The organism is Quyinboa sediminis (assembly GCF_042219855.1).
Lineage (GTDB): Bacteria > Bacteroidota > Bacteroidia > Bacteroidales > UBA5342 > JBHJHP01.
The window spans coordinates 32,534-47,653 of record NZ_JBHJHP010000010.1; the positions used below are offsets into that span (position 1 = coordinate 32,534).

A 15,120-nucleotide genomic window follows, 5' to 3' on the forward strand; every position below is an offset into this window, starting at 1 on the left:
AGAAGATATAGTATTAACTTTTACATTATCAGTGTGATGATAGTGTTATGTTGTGGTCGTGATTTAGTTAGAAACATTTTTCCAGTCAGGGTTTCGTTTTAAACGAAGCCCTGACTAAAGTACAGTATTGCAATAACCCGAATTTGCCCTTATCTTTGTGACCGCAAAAAATTCAGTTATGATCATAGAATCTGCAAACAGTAAGGTTAGGATCTGCGACAATGTTGCGGATGATATTGAACCGTTTTTGGAAGGTTACAAATCCTCTGAAATCTTTATTCTTACTGACGATAATACGCTGGAAAAGTGTGCTGATATTCTGAAAGAGAATATTACACTGGCCGGTGCACATTTTATCACCATTAAATCGGGCGATGACCACAAAAAAGTAGATGCTTTAGTGGATGTATGGAAATATATGACCCATAACGGCGCTGACCGTCACTCCTTGTTTATCAGTCTTGGAGGCGGTATGGTAACCGACCTTGGAGGTTTTGCAGCGTCAACTTTTAAACGGGGCGTTCGGTTTTTTAATGTGCCGACTACGCTTCTGGCTATTGTGGATGCAGCTGTGGGAGGGAAGACAGGCATTAATTTCGAAGGCCTGAAAAATGAGATTGGTGTCATTAACCATGCGGAAGCCGTACTCGTAGATACCCGCTTTCTGAAAACACTGGATCAGGAAAACTTTATTTCAGGGTACGCAGAGATGATAAAGCATGCCTTGCTGAGCTCACAGGCAGACTGGGATGAGATTTGTGCTTATGACACAACAGATCCCGATTACGAACTTCTGAAACCAATTGTCGGGAAATCCATCGCCATTAAAGAGCGTGTTGTAGCGGAGGATCCGTATGAAAAAGGTATTCGTAAGGCACTGAACCTGGGGCATACCATCGGGCATGCACTGGAAAGTATGGCCATGGAACAGGGACGTCCTGTACTACACGGCTATGCAGTTGCCTGGGGACTGATAAGTGAACTGTATTTATCGCATAAAAAACTGAACTTCCCGGAAAAAACTCTGGATCAACTGGTTGACCTGGTTGTCAGGAATTATGGCTCATTTCAATTTGTTTCAGAAGATCATGACCGATTATATGAACTGATGCTTCACGATAAAAAGAACAAGGGTGGAATGATCAACTTTACCTTTATGAAAAACATCGGTGAGGTGCAGATCAACATGAACTGTACACGTGAAGAAATTGACGATTCACTGGATTATTTACGCAAGGTAACAGGAGTTTAGCATGCAATATTCGATAACAGCACCTAAGACCATTGATGCCCGAATTGTGTTGCCGGCATCCAAAAGCATCAGCAACCGGGCACTTATAATTTCAGCTTTAAGCTACAGCAGTATTCCTGTCCGAAACCTGAGTGAAAGTGACGATACACAGGTGTTGTTGAAAGCACTGAATTCAAACAGCAACGTGTTTGATGTTGGGCCTGCAGGAACAGCCATGCGTTTTATAACGGCATTTTTGTCGAAAATAATGGGAGAGTGGGTAGTTACCGGTAGTGAACGCATGAAAAACCGGCCAATAAAAATCCTGGTGGATGCGCTGAACGAATTGGGCGCCCGCATCGAATATATGGAAAAGGAAGGTTATCCACCGCTAAAAATTTATGGCAGTGCCCTTTACAGCAAAACACTGGAACTGGAAGGTAATGTAAGCAGTCAGTATATTTCGGCATTGCTGATGATTGGCCCGACGGTTCAGGGCGGACTGATACTGAAACTTAAAAATAAGATTATCTCCAAACCTTATATCCGCATGACTTTGCGTATGATGGAATATTTTGGTGTAAAAGCCGAATGGAAAGGAGATACCATCACCATTGCACAACAGAACTACCAACCACGGGAGTTTTTTGTGGAACCGGACTGGAGCGCCGCATCGTACTGGTACCAGATTGTTTCGCTTGTTCCGGGAGCCAAAGTGGAAATTCCTGATCTGATAAAAGAAAGCTACCAGGGTGACAGCCGCTGTGGTGAATTGTTTGAACAGCTGGGCGTAAAAACAACTTATTCTGATGAAGGAGCAGTCCTGGAAAATTCGGGTTCAACCGTTGAAAAGCTGGACGTGGATTTCGTGGATCAACCGGATCTGGCTCAAACATTTGTGGTGACCTGTGCTTTGAAGGGTATTCCATTTTATTTTAAGGGACTGCACAGTTTGAAAATTAAGGAAACGAACCGTGTGGCTGCGCTGATAAAGGAACTTGGTAAGATGGGATTTGTGATCACGGAGCCGGAAGAAGGCTGCATGGCCTGGGACGGATCTACCAGTGATAAAAAGGAAAATATAGCAATTGATACCTATGAGGATCACCGGATGGCCATGGCTTTTGCTCCGGCAGCGGTGATGTTCCCGGGAATAATAATTAATGAGCCTGGCGTGGTTTCTAAGTCATACCCGGGATACTGGAAAGATCTTGGATTGGCAGGATTTAATGTCATAGAACTATAGTGAGATCACATGGGAAATAAGAGGGCAAACTTATATTTTAACCGTAATTGAGTTTCTAAATGAAATTTAGCGTAAATCTGCGGTTTAATCTGCGGTATTCTGCGAGAAATAATTTTTAAAAAATAACGGATTACTTGTTCTCGCTGATGTACGCTGAAATATTTCGCAGATATGCGCAGAGTAAAAATTTTCTAATGTCACATTTTACATTGATCAGCTAATCCGGGATTCATGGTTCGTTAGGAATGAACCTTTGATAAGAGTTAATGTTTTAAGAACAGAGAATTTAGAAAAAAATGTACGACGATATAGAATTTACACCAACACCTTTGAAAGAGGGAGAAGATTATTACATGGATAAGCGCGGTTTCAGGATATTTACTGAGAAGTACCACAGAGACAGGGGCTATTGTTGCGGGAACGGATGCAGGCACTGTGCGTATTTTCCAAAGCACATTAAGGGGAACCGGACGCTAAGGGACTAAAGTATTAACTCCCAGTAGCCCACATCAACCCAGATATTAAATTTGTATCCCACTTCACTGAATTTTCCAAGGTATCTAAATCCGCATTTTTCATGAAGCCTGATGCTTGCGTGATTTGGCAGTGAGATGCCTCCGATAACAGAATGGATGTTCTGCTGTTTCAACAGGTCAATCAGGTGAGAATATAAGGCAAATCCATATCCGTTTCCTTCTGTTCCGGGCTCTAAATAAACCGTTGTTTCCACTGAAAACCGATAAGATGCTCTTGTTTTCCAGGTAGTGGCATACGCATATCCTTTAATCGTACCATCCAGTTCCAGAACAATATAAGGAAAGCGCATGGAAATTTCTTTAATGCGGTTTTCCATTTCGGCTGTGGTTACAGGATCTTCCTCAAAGGTCACCACTGTGTGATTCACAAAATGGTTGTAGATCGTACATATAGCTTCAGCATCGGATGTTCTGACGGATCGGATCATAGCAAATTGGTTTTAACAAAGGTAAGGAATTGTAAGCAGAGTGGGAGTGAGACTTTGAGTCGCGTAACTGCATTTATATGATTGAAGTACTATGTTCTGTTGACAAATTTATGACTGAAAGAGATTATATTTCATTAACCTTTTTGAAAAGATGGTTCTGATACGATTTTTGTGTATTTAAAAGTATTATTTCTGGCCTTGATTTACATAACCTACTTAAATCCGGGGCGGCATTCGCATTGCTCATTGACCTAAGGCTACTTTAATTCGACCCTTAATGGGGCATTGTTAGAGTAAAGGAAGTTTCAAATGATTTGAATTGTGCGTTGGCCGCTGTAAAGAGTGCGGATTAGCGCGTTGGAAGACTTTCAGATTAATACTTTCGTGTCAGTTTTTGCGGTTCTTAACCGGTATTAAATCCCCCGCTTCGCACCCCCTTTTTCTAAGGGGGACTTCTAAACCTGCAATTCAAATGTAACTGTCCTCCTTGCTTGTCCCGAGGCTTCGGGAGAGGTGTCCCGATGTTATATCATAATAATCGGGACGGAGGATTTAAAATGTGATTATATCTCCGTCAGGTATACAAATACCGTTTAATCTTTTTGGTAGCTGTCTTTTTAAACGGATCAGACTGAATGATAAGATTCTGGATTTTTGAGAATTTATTGACCCTGGCGTTAATATGTTCCTTCAGTTCACGGGCCAGCTCTTCTATTTTTTCATCCACATGTTTTGATAAATCACCGATGATTGTGTCATCAAGTCTTTGCGAAAGATTGTGTTTTACTTCCTGCAGCTTCAGTTCCACTTCTTCACGATTAAAATGCACCATGGCTACCAGTTTTCCCTTCTTCTGAACCACGATGGATTCCAGCACATGTTTAAAGTTATTGATAACGGACTCAATTTCTTCCGGGTAAATATTTTCGCCGTTGGCTCCAACCAGCACATTTTTCAAACGCCCTTTATGGCTCAGCCAGCCTTGTCTGTCAAATACACCCAAATCACCGGTTTTAAACCAGCCATCCGTAGTCAGTACTTTCTCTGTTTCCTCCTGGTTTTTATAGTAACCCAACATCACATTCGGCCCTTTGGCCCAGATTTCACCTTCACCTGTTCTGGAATCAGGTTCATTAATTTTGATTTCGCAGTTTTCAACCACTGGTCCGATAGCCTGAAATTTTGTATTGGTCGGATTAGATCCTGCAAGGAGAGGTGATGTTTCCGTCAGTCCATAACCAATAGCATACGGGAAACGGGCTTCTCTAAGAAAGTGCTCAACAGTTCCATCGAGTTTGGCTCCGCCTATTCCAAAGAATTTCAGCTGACCACCAAAGGTTTGCATCAATTTTTTCCCTGCTACCCTGTGCAGTAGTTTTCTTGTGGGTGGAAATTTGTACAATACTCTTGTGACGGTTTTTCCCTCCAGTTCAGGAAGCACTTTATTTCGAAAGATCTTTTCAATAATCAACGGAACCGTCAGCATCAGCGTCGGCCTGACTTTTTTCATGGCCGGAACCAGGATCGCCGGTGTTGGTGGTTTACGCAGGTAGGTAACACTGGCACCAGAAAGAAGAGGAAGGAGGAATCCGATCGTATTCTCATATGTATGAGATAAAGGAAGAACGGATAAAAACCGGTCATTTTCTTCTATGTCCTGAACACCGGATGATTGGATCACATTGGAAATTATATTTTTCTGGGACAGCATGACACCTTTGGAATTTCCGGTAGTGCCAGAGGTGTAAATTAAGACAGCCAGGTCATCTTTATTGGTTTTATACTGTTTAACGGGGTTTCCGTTTTTGTTGAACTCCATCATTGCGTTATGCCTGAGAACGGAAAAATCTTCAATTCTGATAACGGTTCTGATTTTAGATGCTGCCGTGTTTTTTATTTTGGATTCCAGGTTTTTTGAGACAAATACTGTTTCAGCCTCTGAATGTAGCAAAACATTCAAGACTTCTTCTTCTGTAAATTCAGGCAATACAGGAACAGCGACAATACCCATACAAAGCATAGCCAGATAGGCAATACCCCAGTTGGGCATATTCTGGCTCAGGATGATTGATTTATCACCGGGCTTTAAGCCCAGCTCTTCAAGGAATGCCATAACTGCGTTAATCCTGCCACCCAGTTCAGCGAAGGTCATAGCATCATCATCAATAAAACCAAGTGCCCTATTGTTTTTAAAACGCGAGGTTACATCCGGAATAATTTCCGCAAATGTGAAATAATTATTTGCAAGCATATAGTTCTCCTTAGTGTATAGCAAATATAGATTAAAAAATATGTATATGTGATTATTTTGATATTTAATAACAGTCCGTAACACAAGTTTATGATTGTATGAATTAACATATTGTAAGAATCTTAATACGAAATGCTTTCCCTGATTCACCGGGTGAATATAAACACATCGCACATAATCACCCGGTGAATAAGTTCAGAAGCCAATGGCCGGAATAGGACGATTTTCATTACATTTGCCGGGAAACAAAAGGATTATGGAAGTCGATTTATTTGTGCCGTGCTTTATTGATCAGTTGTACCCGAATACAGCTTTTAATACGATAAAACTGTTGGAGAAGGCAGGGTGTACCGTACACTATAATCCGGAGCAAACATGCTGTGGTCAGCCGTTTTATAACAGTGGACACTGGGATAAAAGCCGCGACCTGGCTCTGAAGTTCATGCAGGATTTCCCCGGAACAAATCCTATCGTTTCTCCAAGCGGATCTTGTACCGGCTACGTAAAAAATCATTACAAACGTATATTTAAGGACGATCCGGAACAACTTAGTAACTGCGATAATCTGAGTCCCCGTGTATTTGAACTGACCGATTTTCTGGTGAATCATTTAAAATTCACCGATTTTGATGCCGAATTTAATCACAGGGTTACCTTTCACGATTCGTGCCATGCCTTGCGGGATTATGGCATAAAAGATGAACCTCGTTTACTCATGAGTAAGGTAAAGGGACTTGAACTGATAGAAATGGCCGAGACGGATGTATGCTGTGGCTTTGGAGGGACCTTTTCTGTAAAGTTTGAACCGGTATCATCGGCGATGGCGGAAATGAAAGTGAATAATGCGCTGGCGACCGGTGCAGAATACATCATTGCCACGGAAGCTTCCTGCATGATGAATATTCAGGGTTACATTAAAAAGCATCATCTGTCCTTACAAACTATTCACATTGCCGATATCCTGGCAAGCAGATTATAACTATAAGACTGTAAACTTTTTCCGGTATTGTCCGGATTCGGTATTAAGGACAATAAAATAGATGCCCTGTACTAACTTATCTGTCGCAATACTCACATGTTCACCCGATTGCTGTTCAACGGATTCAGCCTGCCCCTGCAGGTTATATATTTTTATTGATTTTATTTTCAGGTTCGCCTTATTATCTGCTAAGGTAACATGCAGCAACTTATGGACCTGATCATGGTAGACAAGCAGAACATCCTGTTGAACCGGATCAATTCCGGTTGTATTCCCTGTTGTGGCATAGGTATCGCTTTTAGCCAGAAGATAAAGCGGATAATCACCGGTATTGCTGTTTTTATTGTATTCAAACACTCTGAAATAATAGGATTTGTCCGGATCCAAACCGGTAATAGTCGCTGAATTACCAGTGCCGGTATACAGCACATAGGTCCGGTTACCGAGGTCATCTCCGGCTAAAAATTCAGAATTACTGAAGTAGGTGACACCGTCAAAGGGATAATCCACAGGTTTGGAACCTTCCCGGCACACCAGCATGCAAAAGTCGCCATCGCCACGGGTCCAGTTGGCTGTAACCTGACCGTCCTGTATGTCAGTAGCTGATAATCCGGTAGTGTTAACTTTCGGAAAGAGCATCAGGTCAAATTCAGGAAAATCACTTACTCCTGTTATGCAGCTCCAGGGGATATTGTCGACCTCACTCCAGAAAGCGTTTGAGCGGGCATCGGTGATGCGCTTGTTCATAATAAACGCCCACGTAAATCCCCCGGATGTTCTGGCCCATAAAGAAGCTGTGCCATCCAGTGCGCCGGTATGCCACCAGTTGTTGTACTGATTCACCTGCCAGCCTTTGGCATAATTACTGTTCACAGTTGACGGATCAACCATTACATCCAGCGTTTCAGAATTTAAAATATCGGGTTTCGTCGAAAATTTGTCAACGCTCACGAGCAATCTTACCAGGTCACGTGCCGAAGCAATCCATCCACCATGCGCATCCATCGCTTCAATGTTAAATCCACCGTATTCCCAGGGAAGATATTCTCCGGTTCCGTAAATGGAAAGGTTTGTATACCCATTCCCGAAATAATCCACTTCGCGTTCGAACTTATCTTTTTGCAGGTTCTTACCAAGGTGCATGTCATAGATCCCCAATGGATCAAGTATCTCTGTTTTTACATAATCCTCGTAAGACATACCGGTAATCGTTTCAATGATTTCACCAAGTACCAGGTAACCAATATTTGAGTAATGGTATTCGGTTCCGGGATCAAAATCGAGCCCTTTTAATAACAAAAACTGAATCATATTTTCTTCGGTGGCCGGATTATCCACACCCAGAGTTTGTGTTACATGCAGTGGTGCCGATATTGGATCACAACCGGAAAAATAATAAGGGTAAGGTGATGTTGGGTTAGGAAAGCAGTTATTATCCCTGTTCCATCCGGCGGTATGCTCTAATAGTTGTTTAACGGTTATGTCATAAATACGTGCATCTGTTATGCTGAGATCTTTAAACGCTGGATGATCGGCCAGAATTCCGGCATCGCCGAAAACTTTATCGTCGATATTAAAATTTCCCTCTTCGATCAGTTTCATAATGGCAATGCTGGTAATACCTTTTGATACACTGGCAATTCTGAACATATTGTAGGGTTCAACGGCGATGTTCCTGCCTAGATTCTGATAACCGAACCCACGCATGTAAATAAGCCTACCCTGATAAGTAATCGCCAGGGTTGCCCCCGGAATATCGTACTTATTCAAAAATGCATTAACCTGGTTATCACAATTGCTCATGGCCGGTACAGGAATGCCACTTTGTCCATAAAATACGGAAGATACAAGTACTAAAATAAGTGATACAGTAAACTTTTTCATATTTGAAATTCGTGATTATTTCTGTTAGAGAAATAAAAGTTAATAAAGATTATTAAAGCAGGGTTTTGTATGTAACAAATTACGTATCAGGTATGTTTAAGAAAACATAATCCTGATTGTTAAAAAAAGCACGGCTAACGCTGCATATATTTTTCTATCACCTCTGGTGGATGTTTTTCAATGGCAATCCGTAGCATGGTTCGGGGCATTTCTTTGGCAAATTGATCCAGAAAACTATTCAGGCGGTTTCTGTTACGTTTGCCGGCTTCTTTTAACAGCCAGCCAACAGCTTTATGCATCAGATCATGAGGATGATGCAAAAGTAGTTCAGCCAGTTTAAATGTGTCTTCAAACTGTTCTTTTCTTAAAAACGCCATGGTTGAAACCATGGCAACACGCTGACTCCAGAGATGGCCGGAATCTGCCAGCTCGTATAATATACTGCGGTCATCCTGTTTTAAAAGATAGTTCCCCAGGATATTATAACAGGTACTGTCCACCAGATCCCAGTTGTTAAAACTTTGCAGATGATCAAGATAAAAATCAACAATAATCTTTTGCGATGCTGTATCTCTTGCCTTCTTAAACTGCTCAACAAGAATGAAACCTCCACACATTCTTATTTCGTGATATTCAGATTCCAGAAGTCTGGATAAAGTGGTGAAATCAGCTGTTTTATTTGCTTTTGCAACCTCACGAATCTCCGCTGAAGTAAGTCCCAGAAACTTATCGTTTTCACCATATTCACCCTTACCGGTTTTAAAAAACCGTAACATCTGTTGGGCTTTTTCCGGTTGAGACCGTCGCTTTAGCTCTGTAATTATATTATTCGTTAAATTCATATGTCAATTGTTAATAAAACTGATTAATATCATATAAATATACATTTTTACCAACAAAATCAATTATTTTGCGTTGTTGATTTATACTAGTTAATTGATAGTATAACGAGTCTTAAGGTGATGAAAAGAAATGTGCTAATGTACGTGCTCCTGTGTATTACAGGTTTACTCCTATTTGCTTCCTGTCAGTCGGTAAAAAGTTACCAGAAAGTCTATCTTAATGATGAGGAGATGGAACTATCCGCCAGGCCATTACAGTATTATGAAAGTAGTTTTCAAACGTATCGCGAAGGCAGTTCAGGTGCCGAAGGCGGCAAAACCGGAGGAGGATGCGGATGCAACTAAAACGCTTAACTTTAGGTTTTTTTCTGCTGTTCTCAATGAGAAATGCAGGTTTTGCTCAGTCGGGAAGTGGCAATAAAAAGTATAACATAGGCGATGTGGAGGTTGATTTTATCTCCAGCTATTATCAGCAGGATGGGGAACATGGCGCAGTGCTTGGCGGGATAGGAAGTCAGGCTTTAAATGATGCTGTTTTTGCCATTGAGCTCAAAGTACCGGTGGACTCACAGTACATATTTAACGGTAAGTTCAGTTTTGATTCGTATACTTCTGCTTCTTCAGCTGCTATTGATCCGGGAATACCGGTTCCTAATGCGTTGCGGGGTGACCCGTATCCTCTTACCGGAGCATCGTATAACGATCAGCGGTCGTATGGAAACCTGGGGTTTACAAATATGTTCAGGAGTAATCAGTCTTATAATGTAGGGCTGGGATTCAGCAGTGAATTTGATGTCAGCTCATTCTCGCTTAACGGTGGTTATTCCATTGAAACGGCTGATAAGAATACCGGATTACAGTTCAATCTTGTAGGACTCCACGACAACTGGAAGCTCATTTATCCGGTTGAGCTGCGCTATTTGCAGGGCAGGCCTGATACACTTTTAAATAAGCATATCCGAAATACGTTCAGCGGATCGGTTGTGTTATCCCACGTTTTTACACCACGTTTTCAGGCTGCATTAATATATGAATATACAGCTCAGAAAGGTTTGTTATCTACACCGTTTCATCGGGTGGTTTTTAACGACGGTCTCAGTGTAGATAATTTCTTCAAGACAGTAAGTATTGAGAAACTGCCGGATTTCAGAAACAAACATGCCTTTGGTTTACGGACTTCGGCATATCCGTTTAATTCGTTAATAGTGCGAAATTTCTTCAGATATTATTTTGACTCATTCGGTATAGAATCCTACACTGCAGAAATTGAACTTCCGGTAAAGTTTACCCGCTTTTTTTCAGTTTACCCGTTTTACAGATATTATCAGCAAACAGCGTCAGATTATTTTGCACCGTTCAACACACATGTTTTGGGTGAGCGGTATTATACGTCGGATTATGATTTGTCTGAGTTCTCAAGTCAGAAGATTGGAGCCGGAATGCGCTTATCTCCACCATTTGGCATAGCCCGTTCAAACGGTTACTACATGCCTGAACGAAGAGCAACATTCAAAAGCATAAATTTCAGAGGTGGAATATACCGGCGCTCGGACGGCTTACATTCTTTCTTTGGAAGCATTGATCTTACAATTACATTATAATTTAAAGATGAAATTTAAAGCAACTATACTGTCTCTGTTATTTCTGCTGCCTTTTATGGCTAAAGCACAGAACAATGCCAGAATAGATTTTACAGTTAATGTTTCCGGAATTCAGGGGCCCTATTCTCCAAAACATGTCATGGCGATATGGATTGTTGACAACGAGGGAAATTTTGTGAACAGCCTTGCCGTGTACGGAAATGAACGGCTCGGAAATTTATGGGCCTGGTGGGCGGCATCAAAAGGTTTGAAAGCTGATGCGGTGACCGCTGCGACCCAGGTGGAGTTTAAGAGCTATAATGTGACCTGGAATTTGAAAGACTATAATGGAAATACAGTTCCTGATGGAACGTACACCATGTGGGTAGAAGCAACCAGTGATGACTGGGAAGGTCCGAATTACAGCTTTGATTTTACCGTAGGAGGGGAAGATTATACCCTAAAACCTGATGGTACAAAGTATTTCAGCCAGTTGGTGCTGGACTATATTGCAAATGATAATACTCCGGTTAACAGGATTTTGGATCAACCCGAAATTGCCGTTTTCCCAAATCCGGTTCAGCATGAATTCCGAATTGAATTAAATCTGCCGCTTCCGGCTTTTACAGACATAAACATCGTTGATCTCGGAGGCCGTAATGTTGAGAATTTGTATTCAGGTATGATTCTTGCTGGTAAGAATTCATTAAACATTAAAAGAGATCCCCGTTTAAAGGCCGGAGACTATTTTATAAGTGTACGTACAGATAACTTTTTATGGACAAAAAAACTGGTATTAGAATGAAAAAAATGATTTACTTCACATTGTTGTTTTTATTTGTGTCACCTTTGATGTTGATGGCACAAAACGCACAGGTTTCCTTTTCTGTAGCCGTTTCCAATATTCCCGGAAACTTTGCACCGCGACATGTAATTGCCATCTGGGTTGAAGATGAAACCGGAAATTATATTAACAGTCTGGCTGTTTACGGAAGTAAACGCCTGGGGTATCTGTCTACCTGGTACGGAGCATCCAAAGGAATTAAGGGAGATGCAGTAACCGGTGCTACGGTAAGCAGTTTCAGAACATATAATGTCACCTGGGATCTTAAAGATGTTGCTGGCAATACAGTACCGGATGGAACCTATATATTAAAAATTGAAGCAACCAGTAAAAATGGTGCCGGGCCACAAAAAAGCATTCAGTTTACAGTTGGCGGCAGTACCTATTCCGAAACCCCTGCCGGTGACACGTATTATAAAAATATGACGCTGGAATATAACAGTAATGATGCAACACCGGTAACTGTTATGGATAGCAATCCTGAGATCAGTTTCTATCCCAACCCGGTCAGGGAAAGTTTAAATATGAATGTGAACTTTTCAAAACCGATGTTTGCAACCGTTCAGTTAATTGATCTTACCGGTCGCAACTCAGAAAAATTATTTTCCGGTGTTATTCTTTCAGGAGAGCAGAGTATTAAGTTTGACAGAGATCCTGCGTTAAACAAAGGCGCATATTTTCTGCAGGTTAAAACAAACGAATTTGTCTGGACACAAAAAATTGTATTGGAATGAAAAAGATAGTGTTGGTCATCGTGGCATTAGTGGCAGTACTTACCTTGCATGCGGAGGAGAAAAAATGGTCGCAGGATTATACACAGGTTACATTTAATAAACCTGCTTCAGAATTGTATCTGATCTATTTTTCAGGATCCGACTGGTGTAAGCCCTGTATTAAAATGAAAGCCGAGCTACTGGATACAGATGCATTTAAACAGTATGCAAAGGATTTTAACCTCTATCAGGCTGATTTTCCTTACCGTACAAAACAGGAAAAGAACCTGAAGAAATTTAATGAATCACTGGCCGACAGGTATGATAAAGATGGTCAGTTCCCGTACCTGGTTGTGGTCAACGGAAAGGGAGAGAAGATATATGCCACAGGTTATAAGGATGTTGCTGTAAATGATTTTATAAAATTGCTGGACGACGGTATTCATCAAAAATGAGATTTTTTCTGATCTGTATTACGGGTTTATGTTGGCTTGCAACAGCTGCTGGCCAGAATAAACTGGTGGAACGCAAGCAACACCTTACCCTTATGGGAACGGCTTTTGAAGTATGTGCACTACATCAGAACCCTGAAGTTGCAGATGAAGCAATAAGAAGTGCTATTCTAGAAATCTCGCGCATTGAGGAGTTAATCTCTTCTTACAGAATCAATTCTCAAACATCGCAGGTGAACAGAATGGCGGGTGTTGAGCCTGTCAGGGTCGATCCGGAATTGTATGGACTGATAGAACGTTCCCTTAAGTTATCCCGACTTACAGATGGTGCTTTCGATATCTCCTATGCAGTAACAGATAACCTTTGGGATTTTAAATCCGGACATGGCAAGGTTCCGGACCGTGCACGTGCAGATTCACTTAAAGCGCTGATCGATTATCATAATATCATCCTGAATCCTCAGGACACAAGCATTTATCTTAAGAAAAAGGGTATGCGTATTGGTTTTGGTGCCATTGGGAAAGGATATGCGGCAAACCGTGCAAAAAAAATTATGCAATCCTTTGGAATTGATAACGGATATGTGGACGCAAGCGGTGATATCCTGTTTTGGGGCTCCAATAACGGAAAGTCATGGAAAGTGGGTCTTGCTTCACCGGAAAACAGGACAGAAGCGCTCGGATGGCTTGAGGTTAATGATATGGCTGTAGTGACATCAGGTGACTATGTGTACCATATAAAAACAGATACAGCCAACCTGTCGCATATTATTGATCCTAAATCAGGATGGCCGGTGGAGAAAATGAAAAGTGTAACCATCATCTGTCCCGATGCAGAACTGGCAGACGGCCTGGCTACTTCAGTTTCCGTACTTGGTCCGGAAACAGGCCTGATGTTGATCAACAAACTCAGGGGCGTGGAGTGTATACTGATTACCGGTGATAACAAAATGCTCACTTCAGATCATGCGTATATTCACAGGGAATAATTCAAATTAATACAGTTATATGTCAATATTTTTTACTCAGAAGTAATACAAAGTTCAGATCAAAAATTGCAGGTGTTTGAGAACGTATTCAGTTTAACGGTAAAAATAGTACATATGAACAGAATTAATTTTTTAATCGGAAGTGCACTAATGCTATTGTTATTATTTGGTTTCAGTGCATGTGAAAAGCCAACATCCAATTCGTATCAATCTTCAAATGTGAACCTCAAAGGAGATCATATGACATTCACATTTACAACATCGAACCTTTCAGGACGCTATGCACCACGTTATGTTATGGCTGTATGGGTGGAAGATTCCATCGGAGAATTTGTCACATCGCTCGCAGTTTATGCACAGGCACGAAAACAGTACCTGGTAAAATGGTATGGAGCATCCAGAGGTATTACTGCTGATGCCATAACCGGTGCCACTGTTATGGGCAGTCAGACATATAAGCTGGCATGGGATTTAAAAGATTACAATGGTAAGCGGGTCCCGGAAGGTACATATAAAATTTTAATGGAGGAGACCAGTAATGATGCTGCCGGACCGGAAACTGCTGTCAGCGTGGAGGTTGGCAACACAAGTTATAGTGCAAGCCCGAAGGGTAGTTCACATTTTAAGCAGTTATCTGTAGATTTTATTGTGGCCGATACCAGCGCTGTTACGACACAAGCTATAGGATCAGAAAGTAATATATTAAATTAAGGGCAGGATAATTTCGTTTGGTATATAGCTGAATAGCAAAAATTTATAAAACAAAAGTTAATAGAAAAAGAGGGATGAAAATACATTCATCCCTTTAGTCTTATGTTAGTTTTTAATGTATCGGCCCTCTTTATCCTTAAAGCTGCCTACAGCTATTATAATCAGGTCTACAAGTGTCCAGATTCCAAGTCCGCCAATGGTAATTAACATTAGTATGCCGGTTCCTATTTTGCCGGCATAAAATCTGTGCACCCCAAAACTTCCCAGAAAGAGGCACAGCAAAAGCATTGCAACAAAATTTCTGTCACTGGTTTGTTCAACATAAGTCGTTTGATTTTCCATTTTTACCACGTTTAAAATTAATATCAGGTTAATATGTGCAAGATAACAAAAATATTTATCTGTAAATTTTTACTTTTCAGCGTTTAACGTTC

General features: G+C 41.2%; 16 protein-coding genes. 11 read left to right on the forward strand and 5 right to left on the reverse strand.

The genetic code is table 11. From position 1 onward, the window contains the following. Nucleotides 1-178: 178 nt before the first annotated feature. The 3 genes from aroB (at nt 179) to ACE1EF_RS18820 (ending at nt 2,962) form a co-directional block, all read left to right on the forward strand. The gene (aroB, locus tag ACE1EF_RS18810; protein ID WP_375722249.1) at nt 179-1,252 is read left to right on the forward strand and encodes a 3-dehydroquinate synthase; all 1,074 of its coding nucleotides are present in this window, start codon (nt 179-181) and stop codon (nt 1,250-1,252) included. A gap of 1 nt (nt 1,253) precedes the next feature. Further along, complete coding sequence (locus ACE1EF_RS18815) at nt 1,254-2,477, forward strand: 3-phosphoshikimate 1-carboxyvinyltransferase (protein ID WP_375722250.1); 1,224 nt, start codon at nt 1,254-1,256, stop codon at nt 2,475-2,477. A 296-nt stretch (nt 2,478-2,773) separates the two neighbouring features. Beyond that, a complete protein-coding gene (locus tag ACE1EF_RS18820) occupies nt 2,774-2,962 on the forward strand; it encodes a C1orf53 family protein (RefSeq protein WP_375722251.1) in 189 nt (62 codons plus the stop codon). On the opposite strand, the gene ACE1EF_RS18825 is transcribed toward ACE1EF_RS18820, so the two are convergent. Both ACE1EF_RS18825 and ACE1EF_RS18830 read right to left on the reverse strand, forming a co-directional pair. Continuing rightward, nucleotides 2,959-3,441: an arsinothricin resistance N-acetyltransferase ArsN1 family B gene (locus ACE1EF_RS18825; RefSeq protein ID WP_375722252.1), complete on the reverse strand. Its 483-nt coding sequence runs from the start codon at nt 3,439-3,441 to the stop codon at nt 2,959-2,961. The genes ACE1EF_RS18820 and ACE1EF_RS18825 overlap by 4 nt on opposite strands. 574 nt (nt 3,442-4,015) lie before the next feature. Then, the gene (locus ACE1EF_RS18830; RefSeq protein ID WP_375722253.1) at nt 4,016-5,692 is read right to left on the reverse strand and encodes an AMP-binding protein; all 1,677 of its coding nucleotides are present in this window, start codon (nt 5,690-5,692) and stop codon (nt 4,016-4,018) included. A 256-nt stretch (nt 5,693-5,948) separates the two neighbouring features. Between ACE1EF_RS18830 and ACE1EF_RS18835 the strand changes: the two genes are divergently transcribed. Next, the gene (locus tag ACE1EF_RS18835) at nt 5,949-6,671 is read left to right on the forward strand and encodes a (Fe-S)-binding protein (RefSeq protein WP_375722254.1); all 723 of its coding nucleotides are present in this window, start codon (nt 5,949-5,951) and stop codon (nt 6,669-6,671) included. Here the strand turns inward: ACE1EF_RS18835 and ACE1EF_RS18840 are convergent, their stop codons facing one another. Together ACE1EF_RS18840 and ACE1EF_RS18845 are read right to left on the reverse strand one after the other, a co-directional pair. Continuing rightward, nucleotides 6,672-8,555: a serine hydrolase gene (locus ACE1EF_RS18840; protein ID WP_375722255.1), complete on the reverse strand. Its 1,884-nt coding sequence runs from the start codon at nt 8,553-8,555 to the stop codon at nt 6,672-6,674. Between the two features lie 134 nt (nt 8,556-8,689). Next, the gene (locus ACE1EF_RS18845) at nt 8,690-9,397 is read right to left on the reverse strand and encodes a DNA alkylation repair protein (protein WP_375722256.1); all 708 of its coding nucleotides are present in this window, start codon (nt 9,395-9,397) and stop codon (nt 8,690-8,692) included. A 138-nt stretch (nt 9,398-9,535) separates the two neighbouring features. On the opposite strand from ACE1EF_RS18845, the gene ACE1EF_RS18850 reads away from it, so the two are divergent. The 7 genes from ACE1EF_RS18850 to ACE1EF_RS18880 all read left to right on the forward strand — a co-directional run bounded on the left by ACE1EF_RS18850 (nt 9,536) and on the right by ACE1EF_RS18880 (nt 14,686). Continuing rightward, nucleotides 9,536-9,742, forward strand: coding sequence for a DUF4266 domain-containing protein (locus ACE1EF_RS18850; protein WP_375722257.1), 207 nt, complete (start codon nt 9,536-9,538; stop codon nt 9,740-9,742). Continuing rightward, a complete protein-coding gene (locus ACE1EF_RS18855) occupies nt 9,727-10,998 on the forward strand; it encodes a DUF3570 domain-containing protein (RefSeq protein WP_375722258.1) in 1,272 nt (423 codons plus the stop codon). The genes ACE1EF_RS18850 and ACE1EF_RS18855 overlap by 16 nt, the downstream gene beginning before the upstream one ends. A 7-nt stretch (nt 10,999-11,005) precedes the next feature. After that, nucleotides 11,006-11,782 carry a DUF2271 domain-containing protein gene (locus ACE1EF_RS18860; protein ID WP_375722259.1) on the forward strand — a complete coding sequence of 259 codons (777 nt, stop codon included), beginning with the start codon at nt 11,006-11,008 and terminating at the stop codon, nt 11,780-11,782. Then, nucleotides 11,779-12,555 (forward strand): DUF2271 domain-containing protein, encoded by a 777-nt coding sequence (locus ACE1EF_RS18865; RefSeq protein ID WP_375722260.1) that lies wholly within the window; start codon nt 11,779-11,781, stop codon nt 12,553-12,555. The genes ACE1EF_RS18860 and ACE1EF_RS18865 overlap by 4 nt, the downstream gene beginning before the upstream one ends. Further along, nucleotides 12,552-12,989: a thioredoxin fold domain-containing protein gene (locus ACE1EF_RS18870; protein ID WP_375722261.1), complete on the forward strand. Its 438-nt coding sequence runs from the start codon at nt 12,552-12,554 to the stop codon at nt 12,987-12,989. The genes ACE1EF_RS18865 and ACE1EF_RS18870 overlap by 4 nt, the downstream gene beginning before the upstream one ends. Then, entirely contained in the window at nt 12,986-13,975 is a 990-nt protein-coding gene (locus ACE1EF_RS18875; RefSeq protein WP_375722262.1) for an FAD:protein FMN transferase, read from the forward strand. Before ACE1EF_RS18870 ends, ACE1EF_RS18875 begins: the two co-directional genes overlap by 4 nt. 114 nt (nt 13,976-14,089) lie before the next feature. After that, nucleotides 14,090-14,686, forward strand: coding sequence for a DUF2271 domain-containing protein (locus ACE1EF_RS18880; RefSeq protein WP_375722263.1), 597 nt, complete (start codon nt 14,090-14,092; stop codon nt 14,684-14,686). Nucleotides 14,687-14,791: 105 nt separating this feature from the next. Here the strand turns inward: ACE1EF_RS18880 and ACE1EF_RS18885 are convergent, their stop codons facing one another. Next, nucleotides 14,792-15,028, reverse strand: a complete 237-nt coding sequence (locus ACE1EF_RS18885) for a TM2 domain-containing protein (RefSeq protein WP_375722264.1) — start codon at nt 15,026-15,028, stop codon at nt 14,792-14,794. Nucleotides 15,029-15,120: the final 92 nt, after the last annotated feature.

Bases quoted from the DNA above. Each gene is read 5' to 3' on its own strand.
- aroB (WP_375722249.1), top strand. From the start codon at position 179: ATGATCATAGAATCTGCAAACAGTAAGGTTAGGATCTGCGACAATGTT.
- ACE1EF_RS18815 (WP_375722250.1), top strand. From the start codon at position 1,254: ATGCAATATTCGATAACAGCACCTAAGACCATTGATGCCCGAATTGTG.
- ACE1EF_RS18820 (WP_375722251.1), top strand. From the start codon at position 2,774: ATGTACGACGATATAGAATTTACACCAACACCTTTGAAAGAGGGAGAA.
- ACE1EF_RS18825 (WP_375722252.1), bottom strand. From the start codon at position 3,441: ATGATCCGATCCGTCAGAACATCCGATGCTGAAGCTATATGTACGATC.
- ACE1EF_RS18830 (WP_375722253.1), bottom strand. From the start codon at position 5,692: ATGCTTGCAAATAATTATTTCACATTTGCGGAAATTATTCCGGATGTA.
- ACE1EF_RS18835 (WP_375722254.1), top strand. From the start codon at position 5,949: ATGGAAGTCGATTTATTTGTGCCGTGCTTTATTGATCAGTTGTACCCG.
- ACE1EF_RS18840 (WP_375722255.1), bottom strand. From the start codon at position 8,555: ATGAAAAAGTTTACTGTATCACTTATTTTAGTACTTGTATCTTCCGTA.
- ACE1EF_RS18845 (WP_375722256.1), bottom strand. From the start codon at position 9,397: ATGAATTTAACGAATAATATAATTACAGAGCTAAAGCGACGGTCTCAA.
- ACE1EF_RS18850 (WP_375722257.1), top strand. From the start codon at position 9,536: ATGTACGTGCTCCTGTGTATTACAGGTTTACTCCTATTTGCTTCCTGT.
- ACE1EF_RS18855 (WP_375722258.1), top strand. From the start codon at position 9,727: ATGCGGATGCAACTAAAACGCTTAACTTTAGGTTTTTTTCTGCTGTTC.
- ACE1EF_RS18860 (WP_375722259.1), top strand. From the start codon at position 11,006: ATGAAATTTAAAGCAACTATACTGTCTCTGTTATTTCTGCTGCCTTTT.
- ACE1EF_RS18865 (WP_375722260.1), top strand. From the start codon at position 11,779: ATGAAAAAAATGATTTACTTCACATTGTTGTTTTTATTTGTGTCACCT.
- ACE1EF_RS18870 (WP_375722261.1), top strand. From the start codon at position 12,552: ATGAAAAAGATAGTGTTGGTCATCGTGGCATTAGTGGCAGTACTTACC.
- ACE1EF_RS18875 (WP_375722262.1), top strand. From the start codon at position 12,986: ATGAGATTTTTTCTGATCTGTATTACGGGTTTATGTTGGCTTGCAACA.
- ACE1EF_RS18880 (WP_375722263.1), top strand. From the start codon at position 14,090: ATGAACAGAATTAATTTTTTAATCGGAAGTGCACTAATGCTATTGTTA.
- ACE1EF_RS18885 (WP_375722264.1), bottom strand. From the start codon at position 15,028: ATGGAAAATCAAACGACTTATGTTGAACAAACCAGTGACAGAAATTTT.